Annotated in this window: 18 protein-coding genes, 1 tRNA gene and 1 pseudogene; 16 read left to right on the top strand and 4 right to left on the bottom strand. The window is 50.3% G+C overall.

The annotated features are described in order from the left end of the window. Positions 1-38: 38 nt before the first annotated feature. Positions 39-845: a pyrroline-5-carboxylate reductase gene (proC, locus tag B7992_RS03700; RefSeq protein WP_073234876.1), complete on the bottom strand. Its 807-nt coding sequence runs from the start codon at positions 843-845 to the stop codon at positions 39-41. Between the two features lie 150 nt (positions 846-995). Continuing rightward, complete coding sequence (gene rho / locus B7992_RS03695; RefSeq protein WP_254917594.1) at positions 996-3,005, bottom strand: transcription termination factor Rho; 2,010 nt, start codon at positions 3,003-3,005, stop codon at positions 996-998. Positions 3,006-3,284: 279 nt separating this feature from the next. Between rho and folK the strand changes: the two genes are divergently transcribed. From folK to panC, 3 genes are read left to right on the top strand one after another with little or no spacing between them, the layout of a single operon-like run. Then, a complete protein-coding gene (gene folK / locus B7992_RS03690; RefSeq protein WP_073158128.1) occupies positions 3,285-3,794 on the top strand; it encodes a 2-amino-4-hydroxy-6-hydroxymethyldihydropteridine diphosphokinase in 510 nt (169 codons plus the stop codon). Position 3,795: 1 nt separating this feature from the next. Beyond that, positions 3,796-4,446, top strand: coding sequence for a deoxynucleoside kinase (locus B7992_RS03685; protein ID WP_073158131.1), 651 nt, complete (start codon positions 3,796-3,798; stop codon positions 4,444-4,446). Beyond that, positions 4,446-5,300, top strand: coding sequence for a pantoate--beta-alanine ligase (gene panC, locus B7992_RS03680; RefSeq protein ID WP_073158134.1), 855 nt, complete (start codon positions 4,446-4,448; stop codon positions 5,298-5,300). Before B7992_RS03685 ends, panC begins: the two co-directional genes overlap by 1 nt. 102 nt (positions 5,301-5,402) lie before the next feature. On the opposite strand, the gene B7992_RS03675 is transcribed toward panC, so the two are convergent. After that, positions 5,403-8,468 carry an adenylate/guanylate cyclase domain-containing protein gene (locus tag B7992_RS03675; protein ID WP_073158137.1) on the bottom strand — a complete coding sequence of 1,022 codons (3,066 nt, stop codon included), beginning with the start codon at positions 8,466-8,468 and terminating at the stop codon, positions 5,403-5,405. Between the two features lie 89 nt (positions 8,469-8,557). Between B7992_RS03675 and B7992_RS03670 the strand changes: the two genes are divergently transcribed. The 10 genes from B7992_RS03670 to B7992_RS03630 all read left to right on the top strand — a co-directional run bounded on the left by B7992_RS03670 (position 8,558) and on the right by B7992_RS03630 (position 19,152). After that, entirely contained in the window at positions 8,558-11,530 is a 2,973-nt protein-coding gene (locus B7992_RS03670; RefSeq protein WP_073158139.1) for a DNA translocase FtsK, read from the top strand. A gap of 149 nt (positions 11,531-11,679) precedes the next feature. Beyond that, entirely contained in the window at positions 11,680-12,588 is a 909-nt protein-coding gene (gene ispE / locus B7992_RS03665) for a 4-(cytidine 5'-diphospho)-2-C-methyl-D-erythritol kinase (protein ID WP_088665586.1), read from the top strand. Between the two features lie 34 nt (positions 12,589-12,622). Further along, a tRNA-Gln gene (locus B7992_RS03660) sits at positions 12,623-12,694 on the top strand. A gap of 36 nt (positions 12,695-12,730) precedes the next feature. Further along, positions 12,731-13,315, top strand: a complete 585-nt coding sequence (locus B7992_RS03655; protein WP_073158145.1) for a 50S ribosomal protein L25 — start codon at positions 12,731-12,733, stop codon at positions 13,313-13,315. A 154-nt stretch (positions 13,316-13,469) separates the two neighbouring features. Further along, the gene (locus tag B7992_RS16515; RefSeq protein ID WP_158236659.1) at positions 13,470-13,616 is read left to right on the top strand and encodes a hypothetical protein; all 147 of its coding nucleotides are present in this window, start codon (positions 13,470-13,472) and stop codon (positions 13,614-13,616) included. Positions 13,617-13,618: 2 nt separating this feature from the next. After that, positions 13,619-14,755 carry a hypothetical protein gene (locus B7992_RS03650; protein ID WP_088665585.1) on the top strand — a complete coding sequence of 379 codons (1,137 nt, stop codon included), beginning with the start codon at positions 13,619-13,621 and terminating at the stop codon, positions 14,753-14,755. Then, a complete protein-coding gene (locus B7992_RS03645) occupies positions 14,752-15,366 on the top strand; it encodes a TlpA disulfide reductase family protein (protein WP_176421836.1) in 615 nt (204 codons plus the stop codon). The genes B7992_RS03650 and B7992_RS03645 overlap by 4 nt, the downstream gene beginning before the upstream one ends. A gap of 20 nt (positions 15,367-15,386) precedes the next feature. Next, entirely contained in the window at positions 15,387-15,938 is a 552-nt protein-coding gene (gene pth / locus B7992_RS03640; RefSeq protein ID WP_073158154.1) for an aminoacyl-tRNA hydrolase, read from the top strand. Positions 15,939-16,002: 64 nt separating this feature from the next. Continuing rightward, positions 16,003-17,460, top strand: coding sequence for an IMP dehydrogenase (gene guaB / locus B7992_RS03635; protein WP_088665583.1), 1,458 nt, complete (start codon positions 16,003-16,005; stop codon positions 17,458-17,460). 144 nt (positions 17,461-17,604) lie between these two features. Next, a complete protein-coding gene (locus B7992_RS03630; protein ID WP_176421834.1) occupies positions 17,605-19,152 on the top strand; it encodes a beta-galactosidase in 1,548 nt (515 codons plus the stop codon). A 75-nt stretch (positions 19,153-19,227) separates the two neighbouring features. On the opposite strand, the gene B7992_RS03625 is transcribed toward B7992_RS03630, so the two are convergent. Further along, positions 19,228-19,689 (bottom strand): hypothetical protein, encoded by a 462-nt coding sequence (locus tag B7992_RS03625; protein WP_088665581.1) that lies wholly within the window; start codon positions 19,687-19,689, stop codon positions 19,228-19,230. Between the two features lie 96 nt (positions 19,690-19,785). Between B7992_RS03625 and B7992_RS03620 the strand changes: the two genes are divergently transcribed. The 3 genes and pseudogenes from B7992_RS03620 to B7992_RS17070 all read left to right on the top strand — a co-directional run. Beyond that, on the top strand, positions 19,786-20,685 hold the full coding sequence (locus B7992_RS03620; protein ID WP_176421832.1) for a hypothetical protein: 900 nt from the start codon (positions 19,786-19,788) through the stop codon (positions 20,683-20,685). A 9-nt stretch (positions 20,686-20,694) separates the two neighbouring features. Then, entirely contained in the window at positions 20,695-22,098 is a 1,404-nt protein-coding gene (locus tag B7992_RS03615; protein WP_088665579.1) for an FISUMP domain-containing protein, read from the top strand. A gap of 216 nt (positions 22,099-22,314) precedes the next feature. After that, positions 22,315-22,410: pseudogene (locus B7992_RS17070) on the top strand (IS200/IS605 family transposase); the annotation flags it as partial. Between the last annotated feature and the right edge of the window lie 54 nt (positions 22,411-22,464).

Below are 22,464 nucleotides of genomic sequence, written 5' to 3'. Positions count from 1 at the left end.
GCTTTAAACTCTTACCTTTAACCTTTATCCTTTAAACTTTATTTGCCCAGTTCCTTGCTGCGTTCGGTGCCTGCAACCACAGCCTTCATGACGGTGCTGCGGAATGCGCCTTCTTCCAGGGCGTTGATGCCTGCGATGGTGGTGCCTGCGGGAGAGCAGACCATGGCGCACAAGTCGCTGGGGCTCTTGCCGGACTGCTTCACCAGTTCGACGCTGCCTTCGATGGTGCCGAGGGCCAGCTTCAAGGCGACATCGCGGGTAAGGCCGGCCTTTACGCCACCGCGGGTCAATGCTTCAATGAATTCGAAGACGTATGCGGGAGCACTGCCAGAAAGACCGGTCACTGCGTCCATCAGGCTTTCTGCCACGCGGCAGGTAACGCCGATGTTGCCGAAAATCTTTTCTGCGGTAGCGAGGGTGGCCTCGGTAACGCCGTCGGTGGCGAGACCTACGGAACCCTTGCCCACAGTGAGGGGCAGGTTGGGCATGACGCGGAGAACCTGGTTCTTTGCGCCAAGAACGTCGGTCAGGGCGGCGCGGGTAACGCCAGCCATAATGCTGATGAAGGTCTTTTCGTTTGCGATGGCGTCGGCTGCAGCCTTCCATTCGGCGCTGACCAGCTTAAAGATCTGGGGCTTTACGCAAAGGAAGGTGACATCGGCGTTGTTGACGCCTTCTGCGAAGCTTGCTACGCGGACGCAACCCAGTGCAGAAACTTCTGCGGCAGCCTTGTCGCTGGGATCGAAGAAGAAAATGGACTTGGGATCATTTCCGGCCTGAAGAAGGCCGCGGAGAATTGCACCGCCCATGTTGCCGGTGCCAGCGAAGAAAATTTTGTTAACCATAGCTCGTTGTTTTTTTAAAAGTGAAAATTTTCAGTTATAAATTACGAATTATGAATTACGAGACGAATAATCGCGGCTCTGCCGCCTAGCTAATTTTAGTAATTCGTACTTTATAATTCATAATTAGGTAAAAATCAACTTCGTTGATTTTTACCTCACGCTGTCCTTGGCCTTGCGGAGGAATTCCAGCAGGTCGGCATTGCTCTTATACTGCTTCATCCACTTGATTAGCTTGTCCATAATGCCGTTTTCGGTATCGTTCTGCATGCTTTGACGAACGCTCCAGAGGATGTTCTGTTCGTACAGAGAAAGCAGACGGTCTTCCTTACGGGTGCCGGACTTAAAGATATCGATAGCGGGCCAGGTGCGCTTTTCGGCAAGGCGACGGTCCAGAACCAGTTCCATGTTACCTGTGCCCTTGAATTCTTCAAAGATCACTTCGTCCATGCGGCTGCCGGTTTCGATCAGGGCGGTTCCGATAATGGTAAGGGAGCCGTTCTTCTGGATGACTTCACGAACGGGTTCACCTGCGGAGGTGTAAATCATCTGACCGTTGGTGTCCTTCTGGAAATCGCCAAGCTTGTCGGCAATCTTACGGGCTGCACCAAAGAACTTCTTGGGGAACTGCATGGCCATGGCGTCTACACCGCCAGAAAGAATCTTGCCGGAGTGGGGAATCACTACGTTGTTGGCGCGTGCAAAGCGGGTAATGGAGTCCAGAAGCACAACCACATCCTTCTGCTGTTCCACCAGGCGCTTGGCCTTTTCCAGGACCATGGTGGCCACGCGGGCGTGATGGTCAGGAGGTTCGTCGAAAGTGGATGCAACGACTTCTGCCTTGAGGGCGGGGTTCTTTTCTACCAGCTTGCCTACGATTTCGCGCATTTCCGTCACTTCTTCGGGACGTTCGTCAATGAGCAACACCATGATGATGCATTCAGGATGGTTTGCTGCAATGGCGCGGGTCATGTTCTGCAGGAGGATTGTCTTACCGGTACGGGGAGGTGCCAGGATAATGGAACGCTGACCCTTACCGATGGGGCTGAACAAATCCATGACGCGGGTGGTCAGTTCGTCCTGGTCCCATTCCAGGTTGATCTTTTCGTTAGGATGGATGGGAGTCAGGTATTCAAATGCTACGCGGCGCTTGATCTTTTCGGGATCGTCAAAGTTGACCTTGTCTACGCGGCGGAGGGCGTAGAACTTGTCGCCATCGCGGGGGGGGCGTGCAAGACCTGCAACGGTGTCGCCAACCTTCAGGCCGAAACGGCGAATCAGGTTCTGGCTCACATAAACGTCATCGGGACCCTGCTGGTAGTTGAATTCGGTATTGCGGAGGAAACCGTGACCCTGCGGGGTGACTTCCAAAAGGCCTTCGGCGTAAACGATGTTGTTTTCGTTTTCCAGGCTCTGGAGCAGAAGGCCCAGGGACTGCTTGCGGTAACGGCGGAAGTCCAGATTTTCTTTCTGGCTTGCCAGTTCCTGCAAGTCGCTCATGGTCATCTTGCGGTACTTGGCCCAGCAATCGCGAGCCTTGCACCAGGCTTCGGAATCCGGATCCGGCATCGGCACGGTGTCTTCCTGTTCTTCCTGCTGCTGGGGGCGGTTGTTGTTATTGTTGTTGCGGTTGTTCTTGTCGAACTTGTTAAACTTGTTCTTCTTGTCGTACTTGTTGAAGCGTTCTTTCTGCTGGGGTCTCTGCTGACCGTCTGCAGATGCGTTTTCGGAGGTGCCGTCCTGGGCTGCGCTAGGATCTGCGGTGGCCTGAGTTTCTGCCTGCTGACCATCTGCATTCTGTGCGGAATCCGTTGCGGGAGCGGTTTCTGCTGCGGGAACTGCACTAATTTCTGCGGGAACGGCTGCCGGTTCGTTTTCGGCCTTCGCTGTTTCAACGGGTGCTGTGTCGGCCTGCTTTTCGGCGGAAACTTCCTGAACGTTGTTCTTTTCCTTTATCCGTTCGACTTTCCTGTTTGCTTTTTTCTCATCGTCATTCTTTGCTGCCTTTGCTCGAGGAGTCCGCTTTGCGGGTTTTCCTTCGGGAGCCGGTTCTGCCTGGACGGGGAGTTCAATGCCTTCGCGGAGTTCGGCAGGAACTTCCATGCCTGTGGATTCTTGGTCGGCCAAGTGGGTACTTTTAGTCGTTTTTTTGATGGGAGCCACGATTGTGTCCTATTAAATAAGAATTGACGTATTAAAATGCGACTTTATTCATCTGCAGTATTTGGATTATTCCCAAAATGGACGGATGAATAATTTTCGATATGAAAAATTTGAAAAAAAATATGAATGCGGCCGAATGTCGACCGAACGTCGCTAATTATAATTAATTATATGGGGATTGTCATAAAAAAGGTCAGATTTTATAAAAAAACTTTTTGGGGGTGCCGAAAAAATGGGGGTGTCAACTTAGTGACAATTTGAATAGTTATATTTACCAGCGTGAATTCACTAGAACGTGTATTTGTTGCCCTGGGGTCCAATTTGCCCAATCGTTCCGCTCACCTGAGTGAGGGGCGCGATATGCTCCGCAAGGTGTCTAAGGGTGGCTGGAAAGAAAGCCCGATTTATGAAACTCCGCCGGTTGGTCCGGAGGGGCAGGGTCCCTACCTGAATCAGGTTGTCTCGTTCTGGTATTCGGGAACGTCGGAACGTTTGCTGAATTATCTGAAAGGTTCAGAGTTCATTTTGGGACGTAAGTACCGTGGGCACTGGAATTCCAGGGAAATTGACCTTGACTTGCTCTACTTTGGAAACGAGGTGAGCCGGGGAATTCCTACATTGCCTCACCCGCAGATTGTTAACCGCCAGTTCGTGTTGGTTCCCTTGAATGATATTGCCCCGGAGTGGGTGGATCCCCAGATGGATTCCAAGGTTTCTGACCTTCTGACGAGACTTCTCCTGAAAGAGGAGAAAATTCCTTTCCGCGTAGTCACCTCGGAGGAAGCGTAATATGCTAGTAGAAAAAGGTGTGCATTTCCTGGCCATCGAAGGCGTTATCGGTGTGGGAAAGTCTACTCTCGCGAAGATTATTTCGGAGAGGTGGAATGCCATGTTCATCGAGGAAAATTTTGCCGAAAACCCGTTTTTGGAAAAGTTCTACCAGAACAAGTCGGCTTACGCCTTCCAGACACAATTGTTCTTCTTGCTGGAACGTCACAAGCAATTGCAGAATAGCGCCATGCAGAGCGACATGTTCCATGAACTGCGGGTCAGTGACTACACTTACGAAAAGGATCCGATTTTTGCTGCGCAGAATTTGACGGATAGCGAGTTTACCATGTACGAACAGGTGGCCATGGCCTTGAATAGGGACATTCCCCGCCCTGACCTGGTGGTCTACCTGCAGGCCAGCGTACCTACCTTGCTAAACCGAATTAAGGGTCGTGGTCGCCCCATGGAAAAGACCATCGAGGGGTCATACCTCCAGTCCCTGATGGACCGGTATGATCAGTTCTTTTGGAATTATCCCTATGCTCCGGTGTTGATCATCAATACCGACAATATCGATTTTGTACATAACGAATCCCACCTACAGCTGGTGCTGAATGCTATCGCAGAATGCCCCAGGCAAACGACTTATTTTGTTCCAGAAGGTAAATAATGCAAGTCATCACTTCAATCGATGTTCTACGTAAAACCCTGAAGCCGTTGGCTCAGCAGGGCAAGACTATTGGTCTTGTGCCCACCATGGGCGCTCTGCACGACGGTCACGGAGCCTTGATCAAGGCTTCGGTCAAGGATTGCGACGTAACGGTTGTCAGTGTATTTTTGAATCCCATCCAGTTTGGCAAGAACGAGGACTTGGACAAGTATCCCAAGCGTCTCGAAGCTGACGCCAAGCTGGCCGAATCTATCGGTGCCGACTATGTGTTCGCACCCTCCGTTGCAGAAATGTATCCGGATGGCGATCCTTTGACCATGGTCCGCGACGAAACTTTGGAAAGCATGTATTGCGGTGCCTACCGTCCGGGCCATTTCCGTGGCGTGCTCACCGTGGTTTCCAAGCTGTTCCTGATTTCCGGTGCCCATCACGCCTACTTTGGCGAAAAGGATTATCAGCAGGTGTTCCTGATTGAACGCATGGTGAAGGATCTGAACTTCGATATCCAGATTCACCGCGTGAAGATTGTCCGTGAAGAATCCGGCTTGGCTCTTTCTAGCCGTAACGAATACCTGAGCGAAGAAGAAAAGGCTCGCGCACTGGGTATTAGCGGTGGCTTGAAGCAGGCTAAGGACGCTTTCGATGCTGGTGAACGTAGCGTTGCGAAGCTTCGTGACTTTGTCCTGAAGTCCATCTTGGCCGCTCGCGGTACCGTGCAGTTCGTAGAAGTGGTGAACCAGAAGACTCTGCAGAAGTTCTCTGCAGGAATGCTGGCTCCCGAAGATAAGGTTGTCATCCTGGTTGCTGCCTTCTTCGGCAAGACCCGCCTCATTGATAATATTGAATTGAATTAGTCAGGAATCCGGCTGCGCCGGTAACTCAAACTTTCAAAAAAAAGACCTCGGTTTTAACCGGGGTCTTTTTATGCATAATGGGAATGCACTAAGCCTAGACGTTTACTTCTCTGTTGCTGTAAATACGCCGTCCCATTCTTCGCCTTCGGTGACAGGGGGGTGCTGCTTGTAGGCAATGCAACGTTCGATGTACACGTGGGAGGGGGTGGTCTTGCTTCCCGGGTCGCGGTCTGGGTGGTGGGGCTCCAGTTCTAGACACATATTGAACATCTGCAGGGCGGTGTCCCATTTCATGGCTAGGTAATATTGGCGGGCTTCTTCCCAGAGCTTTACCAATTGCTGCAGTTGGCTTTCGTTTTCGCAACCGACGTGTTCCAGCAGTTCGAAAGTCTTTACAGGCTGACTCTTACCCACAACGCGGATTGTATCCAGCGAACGGTAGATGAATCTGGACTTGTCCAGCTGCTGTTCGGTATCTTCGCTGATTTGAATGTAGGCTCCGTACTGCTTGGCTGCACTTTCTAGACGGGCGGCCAGGTTCACGGCGTCACCCATCATGGTGTAGTTCTTACGCATGGTAGAACCCATATTGCCGGTAACGATGTCGCCGGAATTGATACCGATTCTCATGTGCATGTCATGGACGATCTTTGGCCACTTGTTTCCTTCGCTGGCCCATTTCTTACGGAGCATCTTCAGTTTGCGCTGCATGTCCACGGCTGTATCGCAGGCGCTCTGGGCGTGGTTTTCTAGAGGCATGGGCGCTCCGAAGAATGCGATAATGGCGTCACCTTCATACTTGTCCAGAGTGCCTTCGTTCTGAAGGAGCGTGTCGGTCATGGCGGTCAGGTATTCGTTCAGCAAATCAACTAGTTTTCGCGGGTCGCCAATCTTTTCGGAGAAGGTGGAGAAACTGGCGATGTCGGTAAAGTAGGCGGTAATGTTAGACTTTTCACCACCGAGGGTGGGCATAATTTCATTGTTCACCATGGCGTCGATCAGTGCCGGAGAGATGTACTGCTTGAACGCATCGTTGATGAATCGTTTTTCCTTGTTTTCGAAATAGAACTGCACCACCAGCGTGGTAATGTTGATGAGCAGCATGGTCGATAGAGGTCTCGATACACCGATGTAAAGCCCGTGGTCAAAGAAATTGTAGGCGACGTAGGTGTAGATAATCATTGACAGCAAGGAAATCGGCACAGAAATGTTGCTCTTGAAGCAAAGGCCGATTAACAGGCTGAATACGGCAAGAAGCAAGACGATAATCTGCTGCTTGTGTTCGCTGAGGGTAGTGACGTAGTCCCCATCCAGAATGTTCTTGATGATGGTGGCATGGATCAGCACGGCGGGATAGTTTTCTTCGTGGGGGCCGGACACAAAGTCGAATAGGGCCGCCGCGGCAGAACCCAGGATGAAAATTTTTCCCTGGTAAAGTGAGGGGTCGACACGGCCGTTGGATACGTCATAATAGGAAAGGTGCTGGAAGGTCCTCTGGCCCACTGTTGTTTTGTAATGGCCTTTGTAGTTGACCTGGTAACGGCCGAATTTGTCGATTGGAACTCGCTTGACGGGGCCGAAACGCATTTCTTCGCCGGGGGCGAGGTTCTTGATGGCCAGATTTTCTGTAAGCTTGATGTCGCGGATGACTTCGTCGGACAGGATTAGCTGATTGGATTTCCACTTTTTGGTAGACCTGTCATATCGGATGTCCATATCCATGGAAAGGTGAATGGACCTGTTTGCGGGAATCCGCTGAATGGAGTCCTGGAAGTACTGGATTGTCTTGACGATGTATCGGTTGATGATAATGTCGTCGCCTTCTTCGGGGTCGTTTAAAATGAATCGATTTCCGGAATTGTCTTCGTCGTCGAAACTCAGGGTCATGCCGTAGTTCAGGTTTACGGGGGCGTCTTCCTTGACCATGGCCAAGGTTTCTTCTGAGATGTTCAGCAGTTCCTGGGAAAGTCTTTCGTTCAGGTACTGGCCCTCAAAAATTTCGAAGGTCAGCTGGCCCTGGCTATCCTTGCGGGCCACAATCTTGGACGAAATGTCGATAAAGTCCTTGGCAGCCTTTTTCTGGAAATCTGCATCGGCTAGGGCGCTGTGCAACGCCAGGAACATGGGGTAGCTGAAGTTGGGGTAGGTGGTGTGGTATATACCTGCAGAATCGCGGTAGATGCCAAAGGGCTTGCCTAGGTCGATGTATTGCCCCATCTTGATCTGGACGTTTTCGGGTTTTTGACCGAATAGATGGAGGATGGTCATCAGCGACATGGTGGAGTAAACCATGCTGGTGTCGTCGGGATAGAGTTCCGGACTGGGGAAGCGGTACAGCATGGAGACTCGGCGAACAACGCCATCAAGGTCCGGATAGGCGTTCACGGATCCTAGCTTGGTTCCTGCCTGTGCCAGTTCCGGGAAAATATTGTCTAGCAGTTCCTTGGGTTCTACCTGGTCAATTTTGTCAATCTGGTCGTTGCGGAATACCGAACTATATCCAACTTCGTCGGCACGTTCCTTGGAACTGAGGGGGCGCCACTGGGATTCGTGCTTGTAGGATTTGGCGTCATCGAACATGTCGCATACGATGGAGTTGCCGCCAGCCTTGATGGCTGCGACCAGCATGGAATCGTAGTTGAAGAAAGCCCTGATGCTAGGCTTTAGGGAATCCCAGTTGCTTTTGGGGCTAATGTTTGATAGGAGGGTGTTTACCTGTCCTGCCTTCTTGGATCCAAAGTCTGCACTTTTTAGCAAGATATCAAAGCCGATGGCCGAAGCGCCGCCTTCGTTCAGGTGGCGGACCACGTTGGCGTGGATGGAACGGTCCCATTCGTTATAAGGGCCAAGCTTTGCCAGGGAGGGTTCGTCGATATCTACGATGATGATGTTGGGGTCAGAATTGTTTTCCAGGGAAATCTTGTCGTCTACCTGTTCATCTTCTTCGTCCTTGGTATTTGTAACGCCCTTGAAGAATAAATCGTAAAAAATATTTTCAAGGGATTCTGCACCGTTGCGGGTCATGCCCGTAATGTCGTTCTGGGTGCTTCCGAAAATAAGAATGATAAAAACAAAGAAGGCCGATATCAAAAGGCCCGAGGCGACCTTCTTGATTCTCTTGGAAATCTTGATTTGTTTTTGTTCGTTCCTTGAATTTTTCTCTTCCATAGAAATAAAGATAATAAGATGGAAAGGATTGACACTTTTGTGTCATGAAAAGTGAGTATATTTTAGCGGTAAAATTTGCGGAGGCATTTTTGGCTACACAAAGAAAAACTTCTGGCTCTAAGAGGGGTTCCAAGGGGAATAAAAAGGGAAAGTCTAGTTCGACTAATCCGGTCGATGATGGTCAGGGCTTTGGCCTAGTTCTTGGCGGTTGGTTTCTTTTTGCCATAGGCGTTCTGCTTCTTTTGGGTTGCGTAAGTTCTGTCTATAGCGGAACACACGGTAACTGGTTGGGCCCTTATCTAGGCAAGATGATTCCGGATGGGGTGACTTTGCTGTTTGGCAAGGTCTCTGTGCTTTTCTTTACGGTGTCCCTGATTCTGTGGGGGCTTGGTCTTGCCTTTTCGGGAATTCGGGGCCGTTTGATTCGCTATGGACTTGGCCTGACATTGATTTCCCTGGATCTGTCGTTCCTGCTTGCTCTTAAAAACTATGGCCTTGCCCAGGTTTCCGAAGACGTGCTCGCCTTGAGCGGTGGCATACTTGGACAATTTTTTACCCAGAATATCGCCATTCCGGTTTTTGGTGCTGAGTCCTGCATTGCGCCCTTGATTATTCTGGCTGTAACGTTCTTGCTGATCCTTGTGCTTTCTTTTGGACTTCGCCCGAGGCATTTTTATTTCATTGTGCAGGGTACGAAATGGATCCAGAATACTTTCAGGAAAAAGGAACCGCTGGAAGGTGAGGTGGTGGATGCGTCAGGTACCCAGAGCAACATTTCCATGAAAAGGTCGAGGGGCGCTGATTTGGACCGCGCCGTAGATGCCGGGGTTTTGCCCAAGGGCGCCTATATGGACGACAACACGGTTATGCTGCAACCCGATGAATTTAAGATTCGCAGGAAGGGGAAGGTTGTTCCCTTTAGCGGCCGCAACAACTGGCTGGGAACGATGGACGGCGTGGCTCCCGTGCCCGCAACGCCCACCCAGGAAAATCCTGTTGTTCGTAATCCGGTGGAAATTGCTCCGGAACCTCTGCCAGAACCGACCATGAATGTGGCTGGTGAATACAATATGGACGAAGATCCTGAAATTCGCCGACTTGAGGAATATCTGCGTGTCAATGGACGCAATATGAACGCCCTTGAAATCGTAGAGGTGAAGGACCGTATTGCCGCTCTGCGCAGGGCCCGCGAAGTGATTGCCTGGGAAAAGGAACATCGCGGCCGCATGCAGGTAAAGGGTGATGTCCGTCGTGAAGACGGAAAGCCTTCCATGGCTACAGAAGCTATTGTGGATGTTCCTGTTGCTGATCCCGAACCGACAAGAGTGGCGGGCGTTGCTGCCGAAGCGGATGATGCTGCTGAAAAAACTTTGACTCCGTCTTTTGATCCGGAATCGCTGCTTGGTGGTGATGGTGGACGTGATGAAACCTGCGCCCCTGTAGTTTATGGTGCTGACGATGGCGCCGAAGACGATGGCGAGGGCTTTGTTGCGTCTGAAGACTCCTTGGGTGGAACATTGAACGGTTGTAAGGCCGCCCCTATTCCGCAGCCGGATCCCACAGAAGTTTATGACGAATATAAGGTTCCTTCCATTGGCGATATTCTTAATGATCACGAGGCTCAGACTGCGGATTATACCGAAGAAGAGTTGAATGCCATTGGTAAGATGCTGGAAGAAAAACTGGAAAACTTCAAGGTGAAGGGACATGTTATCGGTTGCGAAACGGGCCCCATGATCACTCGTTTTGAAGTGGAACCTGGGCCGGGTGTAAAGGTAAGCCGCTTTACTGCGTTGCAGGAAGATTTGGCCATGCCCCTGCGAGTGACTTCTGTTCGTATTCTCGCTCCCATCCCCGGTAAGGCTGCAGTGGGTATTGAAATTCCCAATCGCAAGTTCCAGACTGTTTTCAGTAAGGATGTTTTTGAAAGCGAAAAATTCAAGCCGTCCCCCGAAAAGATTTTGGTGGCCTTGGGTAAGGATATTACTGGCGAGGCCTTTACCATGGATTTGGCCAAGGCTCCTCATTTGCTGATTGCCGGTCAGACCGGTTCCGGTAAGTCTGTTTGCATTAACGCCCTTATGGCCAGTATGCTCTTCAGTAAGACTCCCGACGAACTCCGCATGATTCTTGTGGACCCGAAGGCGGTGGAATTGAAGATGTACGAAAGCATTCCCCATTTGCTGGCTCCGGTGATTACCAAGCCCGAAATCGCCATTCAGGCATTGCAGTGGCTGTGCTATGAAATGGACCGTCGCACCGAAGTTCTTGCGACAGCCAAGGTTCGTAACATTGGCGGCTTCAATGCCAAGTACGAAGCGGGTGAGCTGCCCGATGATATTCCTGAACAGGACAAGGGTCATCGTATGCCGTTCATTGTCGTTATTATCGATGAAATGGCAGACCTTATGATGGTGGCTGGTAAGGAAATCGAAAAGTCTGTAGCCCGTTTGGCTGCAAAGGCCCGTGCCGTGGGTATCCACCTGGTGCTCGCAACCCAGCGTCCTTCCGTGAAGGTGATTACGGGTATTATCAAGGCGAACTTGCCTACCCGAATTAGCTTTAAGGTGGCATCCCAGATTGACGCCCGTACCGTAATGGATCACGCCGGCGCCGAAAAACTTCTGGGCCGCGGTGATATGCTGTTTAAAGCTGTGAATGATCCGGATCCCGTTCGCGTTCATGGCGCCTTCCTGAGTGACGAGGAAGCCGAAAAGCTGGCGGATGCCTGCTCTAACCAGAATGTGTTCTTCCCGCAGGTGGAATCCTTTGACGTTTCTGAAGGCGTCGATGGAGACGATGATGGGGAAGGCGGCAAGCAACTTGGCAAACTTGACCCGTTGCTCTTTGACGTTGCATGCTGGGCTATTGAAGTGAGCGGTCTTTCCACTTCTGCGGTGCAGCGACACTTTAGTGTTGGCTACAGCCGTGCCGGTAAAATTGTAGATCAGCTTTATGGCCTTGGCGTTTGCGGCCCCAGCAAGGGAAACTCCAAACCCCGTGCGATGCTAGTCGGTATGGACGAACTAATGCAAATGGAACGCTCAGGAACCTTTAGATAAATAGTTACAAAGTACGATTTATGAATTACGAGAAGACAAATGGCGAGCTTTGCTCGCAAAATAAGAGGGCGGCAAAGCCGCGAAAAAAAATCTCGTAATTCGTAACTCATAATTCATACCTCGAACCTCATACCTCGAACCTCATAATTATGCGTGAATATGCTCCTTCAAAAATCAATTTGTTTCTGGATGTCATCCGCAAACGCGAAGATGGCTACCATGATCTAGGTACCGTTTTTCAGACTGTCGATGCCGGCGATACATTGAACGCCGAACTTCGCAACGATGGCGAGATTGTCCTGACCTACAACAAACCCCAGGAATATCCGGTTCAGTCCGACTTGGTATTCAGGGCTGCCGTCGCTCTTAAAGCCTATGCGGTGGAACAGGCCGAAACCTCTGCAAAGGCTGCCGCAGAATCCCTGGGCGCCGACCTTTATCTAGAAAAGGTGATGCCCCTTGGGGCTGGCCTTGGCGGTGGTAGTGCCGATGCGGCTGCGGCCCTTCGTGTGCTGAATCGCCTGTGGAATCTGAACTATGCAGCCGAAGTTCTTGAAGGAATCGGTGCAAAACTTGGTGCCGATGTGCCTTTCCTGGTTCGGGGTGGAACCGCCTTTGCCGAAGGCATTGGTGAAAAGTTGACTTTTATCAACCCGCTGCAACTTTCCGAAGGGGAATACCTGTTGATCTGCACGCCCCTGGATGCTGTCCCTACCAAGGATGCTTACGCCGGGGTGGCAAAGTCTGGTCCGGCTCGTTGGGATTCTTACAAGGCCGAATTCCAGTCTGCCGCTGACGATAAGACTCTCGTCTCCCGTCTTTCCTCTTTCATCTCGTTCAACGCATTTGAAGGATCCGTGTTCCCTCTGCATCCCCTGGTTGCCGAAATGAAGGCTGAATTTAGCCGTCTGGGGGCCAAAACGACACTCATGTCTGGTTCCGGAGCCTCTGTTTTTGGCGTTTTTGCCTCAAAGGAACTGGCTGAAACCGCTGCGGGCGCCATGAAATCCATCTCTAGATATCAAAAAGTGACTCGCTTTTGGGTGCCGACCCTTTAAAAAGTTGTCATTAATACTATATTTGCGCCACCATTGGGATATCGTCAAGTGGTAAGACAACGGATTTTGATTCCGTTATTCGCTGGTTCGAGTCCAGCTATCCCAATGTTTTTTTTAATCATAAACTCGAATGGAGTAAATTATGGAACTCACTAAGCTCGTAGCAACCTCGAGAGTACAGGGCAAGAGCGCTGATAGCAAGCGTCTCCGCAAGGCCGGTCAGATTCCGGCTGTCTATTATGGTAAGGGTCAGGAAGCAGTGAATGTTAGCGTTAGCGCTATCGACGTTCGCAAGGTCCTCGCCCCGGGTAAGCGTTATACGCTTCTCGACCTCGTCATTGATGGCAAGGAAGGCAACGCCGCTGTAGTTTACAACTATCAGAAGGATCCTCTGACTCAGGAAATCATCCACATCGACTTCCTGAAGATCGACGAAACCACCAAGGTTAAGGTTCGCGTTCCCGTTAAGCTGAACGGCCTTCCGGTTGGTGTTAAGACCCAGGGTGGTACCTTTGCTCAGCAGAATCGCTACATCCAGCTGGCTGCTGTTCCCACCAAGATCCCCACTCTGATCGAAATGGATATCTCCAACTATCCGGCTCCCACTACCTTCTACGCCAAGGATCTTCCGCTGACTGAAGGTGTGGAACTGGCTTGCACTCCGCGCGTCGTGATTTTCAACATCACCGCTAAGCGTGGCGCAAAGACTGAAGAAGCTCAGGGCTAATCCCTAGTTTCTACGGTTCTTTACCGAGATTAAAGACGCTCAAGTGAACTTCGGTTCCTTGGGCGTTTTTTTGTAATCAGGTGAAAACTTCCTGGCCTTATTTTTATATTTGAGTCGGATATAAAAAGTCTGACTTTTAAGAAAGGAGAATGAAATGAAAAAGTTTTTTGCTGTTCTGGCTACTGTAGCCTCTGCACTTATGATTTGTGCCTGCGCAAGCAGCGAATCCAAGCCTGATTATGATTCTACCCGTGCTAACGCTCAGTCTGCATATCAGGAATTGGATAACGACGCTGAATAATTATGAAGCAAATCCTGCTTTTGCCGCTGGCCCTGTGGCTTGTCTCCTGTTCCCTTTCGTCTGACGCAAAGACTTCTGCCTCGGATGTTTCCGCGGTCCGAAATTCCGCAAATGCCGCCTACTCCGATTTAGGTCAGACGTCGGGGCAGCCTTCGGCCCAAACTGCGAATCCGTCTGTAAATCCGTCTGCGAATCCGTCTGCAAATCAGGGGCAGGCCGCAATAAACGCACAGTCATCTGGAACGTGCCCTGATGACACGGACCTTCGTGGCGAGGGCATTGACGCCGATTACAATCAGGCTGTGGTTTTGGCTCAGAAGGCCATTGCCGCCCAGATCCAGTCGACAGTATCTGCCGCAACTCACACCAAGGTGTCTTCTACTGAAGATGCTGATGGTCACGAAATCATCAAGTCCAGTTTTGATATGGAGACCAAGGTCCTGGCTCATCTTGAAAATGCCCAGGATGCCAAGGTTGTCTTGAAGCAGCCGCACAATGGTAAGGTGAAGGTCGTTGCCTGCATGTCCCGAAACGATGCCATGAAACCCTTCCGCTTCAAGGCCGGCGTTCTTCAGGATTCCCTCCACTTGTATGCCAAGACTTATGAGGGTGCATCGCATCCCCTTCAGAAAAACAAGACTTACAAGTTGGGCCGTCAGGTGTATATCCGTTATGTAGCCAATCGGGAAATCCTCCGTAGTTTCGGGATGGTTGACGAAGCATCCTCTGCTGCCACCGATGCCGATTACGCCTACATGCACAATGATTTTTCCCAATTCCTTTCCACCTATGCCATGTACTTTGAGGCTCCCGAGAACGATGTGGAACGTTCCATTTTCTCGGTGGTTTCGCAGAACTTTAGCGTGGTCAGTGGACAGTGCAAGGGCGGCCTTGTCCTGAAGGCTGGCGTTCTTGACCAGAATTGTAAGGAAGGTAGCTTGGGTATCAAGTGCTCTGCGACTTTGACCCTTACCGGTTCTTCTTGTGAAGGTGAACGTTATTTTGAACTGCATGCCAGTGCTGCCGGTACCGGCAAGTACGATGAAGCCGAGGCCATGGATCGCCTGAACAAGAATATCGGCAAGGCTGAATGGTTTGCGGATTGGCGTCGCGAACTGAACCGCTGGAGAATGAAGTGAAATTAAAAAAATCATTGATTTTAGCTTTGTGCATCGTGTCTTTGGCTTTTGCCAAGTTCGCTCCCCAGCCCTCTGCGAATCCCTCTGCCAAATATGCCCCAGACGATGAATATGTGGAAGAGCCTGATGTACCGCCATCGGTAAGGCTGAAAATTCCTTCGGCCATTGCAGATTCCTTGCCCTGGTTTGCTGTACGCGAAGTGAGTGTCGCCAATACTCCTTTTACCAAGATGCACCTGACTAAGCTCGCCCAGAATAACGACCGTGTGGCCCTGGTCTACTTTGCCACCTGGTGTATTCCCTGCCGCGTGGGAGTCAAAAATCTGGCCGCCGCCGAAGCCCTGTTGACCCAGAACAAGACCGAAGTTGTTCTTGTGAATATCGGTGAAACTGATGAAAAGGCTATTGCACGTTGGGTCGAAAAGTTGGGTGCTAGTCGATTTAAGGTCGTTGTGGACCCCTTCAAACGTATGACCGAGAATTTCGGCATCACCCGTTCCGGTGAAGAGATGTCTTTGCCCAAGACTCTGGTGGTGGATTCCAAGGTCAAACCGGTGAAACTCATTGGCAAGGAAGGCGGCGACTGGCCCCAGGTCCTTTGGACAAAGTAAATTAAAAGTTTGAGGTTAACATGTATCTGATTGTCGGTCTCGGAAATCCTGGAACTCAGTATTCTAACACCCACCACAATGCCGGTTTTATGGCTGTCGAAAAATTGGCTACTTCCGGTGACTGGAAATCTGAACACAAGGCACTGACCCAGAAGGTGGTTGTCGGTGGGCAGGAATGTCTGCTGGCCAAACCTCAGACCTATATGAATTTGTCTGGCGAGTCCGTTCAGGCTCTTATGACTTGGTATAAAATCAAGCCGGAACAGCTACTTGTTTTTAGTGATGATATTAATCTCGATGTGGGTCGCATCCGTTGCCGTGCCAACGGCAGTCATGGCGGTCAGAATGGCCTTCGTAATATCATCGAGAAAATTGGTGACAAGTTCCCCCGCATCCGCTTTGGTGTGGGTAAGTGCCCTCCCAAGTTTGACCTTTCCAACTGGGTCTTGGCGAAGTTTCCGCCCGAAGACCGCCCCGCTTTCGACGAGGCTCTCGAAAAAGTCAAACCTCTGGTGGAATGCTACTTCAAGTTCGGCATTGAAAAGTGCATGGAACGCTATAACGGCAAGTAATTCCTTTTGACGTGTCGCTCGGTTTTTTCTATCTTATCTTTGCAAAATAGAATGAGGTTCATTTATGAAAATTTTGCCTGAAGCTTTAACGTTTGATGACGTTCTTCTCGTTCCCGCAGCTTCCTCCGTTTTGCCGTCCCAGACAGACGTGAGCACTCAGCTTGCTCCGAACATTAAGCTCAACATCCCTGTGATCAGTGCTGCTATGGATACCGTTACTACGGCTCCCCTGGCAATCTCCATTGCTCTTCAGGGTGGTCTTGGCATTATTCACAAGAACATGAGCATCGAAGAACAGGCCGAAGAAGTTCGCAAGGTCAAGCGCTGGCAGTCCGGTATCGTTAGCAATCCGGTGACCCTGGAAGCTGACCAGCCGGTTTCCGCTGCATTCGAAATGCGCGCTGCCCATAAGATTAGCGGTTTCCCCATTCTCAAGAATGGCAAGCTGGTGGGTATGCTCACTAGCCGCGACCTCCGCACTATCTCCGACTACAATGTGAAGATTGAAAAGGTGATGACCAAGAATCTGGTCACCGCAAGCCCGAAGATCAGCCTTGCCAAGGCTAAGGAACTCCTGGCCGAAAAGCGTATCGAAAAGCTCCCGCTGGTGGACAATGCAGGCAACCTCAAGGGCCTCATCACCATGACCGACATTCTGAAGCGCGAAAACAACCCCTCCGCAAGCCTGGACAAGAATGGCCAGTTGCTGGTGGGTGCTGCTGTCGGTACTTCTGCAAATACTCTGGAACGCGTTGCAGCCCTCGTTGACGCTGGCGTCGACCTGTTGGTGATCGACACCGCTCACGGCCACCACATCGGTGTCCGCAACATGGTGAAGACCGTCCGCAAGAAGTATCCGAAGCTCACCATCTGCGGTGGTAACGTTTGCACTCCGGAAGCTGTTACTGAACTTGCCAAGTGCGGTGCCAACATCGTCAAGGTGGGTATCGGTCCTGGCTCCATCTGTACCACCCGTATCGTGGCTGGCGTAGGTTACCCCCAGTTCTCCGCTGTTGTGGAATGCGGCAAGGCTGCACGCAAGGCTGGCGTCAAGATTATCGCTGACGGTGGTCTCAAGTTCTCTGGCGACATCGTGAAGGCTCTGGCCGCTGGCGGTCACGCCGTGATGATCGGTTCCATGTTCGCAGGTACCGAAGAAGCTCCGGGCGAAGTCATTCTCGCTGATGGCCGTAGCTTCAAGAGCTACCGCGGTATGGGCTCTCTGGGCGCCATGGCTGCAGGTTCTGCAGACCGTTACTTCCAGGGTGGCATCAAGGAACCCCGCAAGTTCGTTCCGGAAGGCATCGAAGGCCGCGTTCCTTACAAGGGACCGCTCCGCGATACCATTTACCAGATCATCGGTGGTATCCACTCCGCTATGGGTTACGCAGGTGCTGCAAACCTGAAGGAACTCTACGACAAGGCTACCTTCGTCCGTATCACTGGTGCAGGTCTCCGCGAATCTCATCCCCACGATGTGACCATCACCAAGGAAGCCCCGAATTACAGATCCGAAGGTTAATTTGGCCGCGGACTTTGGCCGCTCGCTAACCATTTGAAAATCCCGTTGCAGTTTTTAGCTGTAGCGGGATTTTTGTTTAGAAAGACTCTGTTTTGTTTGATGGGAAATTTTTTTATTATATTCAGAATAACGTATGAGGATTGGGTGAAAAGAATTTCTTTGTTTGGTATTGCGGCTTGTTTTGCCTTAGGGTTAGTCGCATGTGGTGATGATGGAAACAGCACAAACGCAGCTAATGAGGTGTCTAGTTCCTCGGAATCTATTACTTTGGAATCAAGTTCCTCAGACGAAATCACCAGTGGTTCCGCAAGCGGTAACACTACAAAGATTGCTTACACTCTCAAACCCTTTAAAGGTCCGCTGCCCAATCCTCATAAGGGCTTTACGCTCCTTACCGAAGGTGCCTGGAATTTCGTTCCCGAATTCAGGTACGGTCCCGATAAAAATGGCGCATGGGATTTGATTACCTACGGTTCCGGATATCAGCGTTGGGACAAGTTGAATCCCGGCAAGGGAGTTTACGATTGGTCCGAACTTGAAGATTTGCTGAACGTACTTCAGGAACATGGTCTGGGTTACGCTTTGCGAGTGTTCCCTTACTCTCCCTGGTACATCACGGGTAACGATACGCCCACAAGTGAATACGACTGGACTCCTGACTGGGTTTACGAAGAGGGAGCCAAGAAGGATTACGCCATCTTTCAGGATAATGGTGCCCGCGCCCAAGTTCCCAGATGGGATGATCCTGTCTACCTGAAGGCCGCCAAGGATTTCGCTACGGCTATGGCAGAAAAGTATGATGGGGATCCCCGCCTTGAATACATTGATGTCCGTACCTTTGGTGAATGGGGCGAATGGCACGTTTCCCATCTGGATGGTAGCGATATGCCGCCCTTAAAGGTTCAGAAGGAATTGCTGGACCATTACGCTTCTGTATTCAAGAAGACTTTGCTTGCCTTGCCTTCTGATGCCTATGGCGAAATTTACACCTATGCGTTAAGCCTTGGGATTACCAAGCGTGACGACGGCTTTATTGGAATTCCCGGTACTGCAGATTCCTTGGTGCGTGCCTACGAGGCAGGGCTTCCGACTATTGCAGAAAATATTGGCAGCTACGAAAGAATGCTGACCTTTGACGATCGTGAGTACAAAAAGTGGACTCCGGAACGTTGGGTTCACGAAATTACCACAGCTCATTTGACCTACTATGTGCTGGAACAGGAAAGCGATTGCGGATTTAAAATCTACAGTGAACACAAGGACTTGGCAGATTCCCTGACCCATGTGATCGGTTACAATTTCATGGTGCAGCAGGCTGAACTTCTGACGGTTACGGGTGACAAGGAAACTACAAATACATTGAATATCACCGTAAAGAACACGGGCATTGCTCCCTGCTTCTTTGATATTTATATGGTGGCAGAATTGGTCAACGGCGAAGGCGAAGTTCTTGAACAGCTGGGTAAAACCATCAAGGTTTCCAAGGGTACTTTCAAGGACGAAATGGTTCGTGATTTTACTTTTGCTAACTCAGTTCCTGCAAGGCAGACCAATGTGGCGGCGCTGCCGGGAGTATCTGTGGCTCTTTCTATCTACGAAAGTGAAGAGGCTTTCAAAAGCGGAAAGAATCCTACCGTACGTTTCGATAACGACGGCCTGCAGGCAAACAATAAGCTGTTGCTGAAACCGTAATTTTGACGAGATGAAATTAGCCTGCACGAGTCTTCGTGGCAGGCTTTTTTTATAGGTTGATTTTGTCGGCTGTTCCTAGGTGTTGACGCCTTCTCCGGAACTGCGCAAATCTCGCATGGCCTGGCTTGCCATGTCATGAACTTCCTTTTGGCGAGGGAACTTGTGGTAGGGGAGAATTCCGATTTCCACGTTCTCTGGTTTGGGGTAGTTTTGAATATACTGGACGTTGGAGAGGAATACGATTTTTTCGAAGGTGCCCGCGCGGTTTTCAGAGCTCGCGCGGTTTTCAGAGCTCGCGCGACATTCTGACGTACCGAACTTCTCCAGGACGTGGTCCATGGCCCTGTAAATCATCTGAAATTCCTTGGTGTTAAAGTCCGACGTAGTGTAGGTGTCCACGATTTTCCCGCCAACGCCATCCTTGGAATCGGTGGCGAAGGTTTCGGCAATGTAGGCCCCGCCGCCGGCCCGTTCCTTGTGGCCGTAATCGCAGCTGCCGCCTACCCAGACGTATAAAGTGTCTTTTTCGAATTTCATTTTATGGTGCGAAAGATAAATAAATTGAATGTTTGTGCTATCTTTGAATACATGAGGTTAGTGAGATTCGTTCTTTTTTGCTTATTGATAATCGGGTTGCCTTGTCTGGCTTCAGCCAAGTATGTGGCGGTGCTTGAGACTGTCTGCAATGACTCCACGGTCATGCCCTTTCAAGAAAGGCAGTTCATCACTAACGTGTTGCGTGCCGGGGCTGTTAAGGCCTTGCCTGCGGATTTCGGATTTACCATTATGACTCGGGATAATATCAATGCCATGTTGCCTCCCGATATGTCTATCGAGGATTGCGAGGGTAGCTGTCTGGTTGAAACGGGGCGCAACATTTCTGCCGACTATGTAGCTCAGGCTCGCGTAGGTCTCTATGGTGAAAAGTTCACCCTGACAGTTGAATTGTACGAAACGATTTCTAGTAAACTGGTTTCCAGCTTTACTGGCCGCGGTGTCGATGCCGAGGAACTGCTTGGAATTGTAGAGTCTCGAGCCCACGAATTTTTTTTGATTTGCCGTGGTAATGAACCATCTCCTTATCCGTTAGACGCACCCGTCGACGAATCCCCTAAACCCGTCGATGAATCCACTAATATAGCGCCCCCGGATTCCGCACCCGAAACGGTTGAGGATTCCGAACCCAAGATTCTCGTTCCCCGTCTGTACACTTATGCCGAGGATTCCTCCATGGTGGCCCAGAAGGCCGCTCAGGAAAAGGCTAGTGCCGCAAGGAAGGTGGCACCTGCCATGGCTGAATCCAATGTGCGAACCACCTTGATTGTCGTTTCGGCGGTAACCACCGTGATTGGTGTCGTGGGGGCATTTTTTGCCGACTATTACGCTGCCGATGCTTACGACGAGATTCCCGATAACAAGTACCAATATCGAGACAACTTGAACGACATCCGTCTGGCACAGAACCTGCGTACGGTGGGAATCATCATGGGTGCCGTTGGCGCTGTTGGCTTGGGTTTCAGTATTTTCTTTTAGGCGGTAAAGATGAACGTTAGATTTTTTGTTTTGTGCTGCCTACTTGTTTTGCCTTTTGTCGCCTGCACGGATTATGTGGGTGATTATGAAGATTTGTACGGCCACCTGGAAAACGAGTCGTCCTCTAGCTTCGATAAAAAAAGCTTTGTGGCCGAGGGGTACAGTAGTTCCAGTTCCAGCTACAGGTATAGCTCTGGAGCGAGCAGTTCTTCCTGGTACAGCAGTTCCTCCTGGAGGTATTCTCAGGAGTCATCCGTAAGTTCCTCTTCTAGTATTTCCATACCTTCGTCCTCCAGTTTCGTTTCTGGGTTCAAGGGCTCCTATGGAGTCATGGTGGATTCTCGAGACGACAAGGTTTATAGGACCGTTTCTATTGGCGACCAAGAGTGGATGGCCGAAAATTTAAGGTATACCGGGGTGGAGCACGAGTGCCGTGATGATAAACCGTCAAATTGCGATATTTATGGGGCTTACTATTGGACAACTTCTGTACAAATTTATAAGGTATGCCCGGAAGGGTGGAATGTGCCTACTTTGGGGCAGTGGGAACTTTTGGTGAATTATGCCAAGGCGAAGAAAGGTTCAATCTATTATGATGACGCCCTGAAGAGTGATACGTTGTGGTCTTTGAAACGGCAGGCCGACGTATATAATTCCCTGGGATTTGCCGCTCTCCCGTTGGGGATGGCTGATGATTGGGGTTCCCCGATGGGTATGAAAGCTCATTTTTGGACATCTTCGGCTGTTGGAACCTACGATTTAGATGATATGGATGTCTGGATCTATACCATCGAAAATACGGTTGAAGCCATGCTTTACCGGACCAAGGATATTAGGATGCCGGTTCGTTGCATTAAGAATGATATGCGGATGGGGCAAATGTTAGACGAACGAGACAGCACCATATATAAGACCGTAAAGATAGGAAGTCAAACTTGGATGGCCGAGAATCTGAATTACGAAGATCCCGATGGGGAAAGCTACTGCCGTGATTTCAACCTTGATTCTTGCCTCGTGTATGGTCGTCTATATAGCTGGAATGCTGCCCAGAAAGCCTGCCCGACAGGCTGGCGTCTTCCCGAGAAAATGGATTTTGAATCTCTTCTCGATACCGTCAAGGCTCATGCTGGCGATTTCGGGGTAGGCGAGGGTTTGATGGCTGTTGGCAAGTGGGGACGTCTGAATGCCCGTGATTTCTACGGCTTTAACGCCATACCCGCTGGGTTCCGTAGGCACGACATTTTCAGTAAGACGGATTATGCCCTGTTCTGGGGTTCTACGAATTCTGTTGCCGACGACGGAGAGACCAGTGCCCACGTTGGCCTGTATCTGAGCAATCAAAACAAGGACGTGAATTTGGATCCGTTTGCAGATGACCTGTATGAAGCCAGTGTCCGCTGCATAATGGAATAACTGTTTTTTGTCAAAAAATCCATAAGTATTTGTTTGTGGAGGGGTGATTGAGGCTGGCGAAATTATAAAATTCGTTACGTTTCTGTATAAAATGAAAACCCCAGCTATGCTGGGGTGTTCAAGTAAAGCCTTCTGGCGATCATGAAAAAAGAAATCCATTGGCTAAATTGATGGTGCAGTCTGCCAACTGCATCACAATAAAACCAAAGGATTAATATGAATAATAGAAATACAACTGCACATACAACGTGGAATTGCAAATATCACATTGTGTTTGCCCCAAAATTTAGAAGGAAGGTTTTCTACGGGGAACAGTTAGGCCTATTCGGAAAGAAATAACCCGTTTACGGGTAGCCGGGTAAGGAC

This window comes from Fibrobacter sp. UWH1, assembly GCF_002210365.1.
Lineage (GTDB): Bacteria > Fibrobacterota > Fibrobacteria > Fibrobacterales > Fibrobacteraceae > Fibrobacter.
Note: the sequence above shows the minus strand (reverse complement) of the source record. Positions and strands in the feature narration are given on the sequence as shown.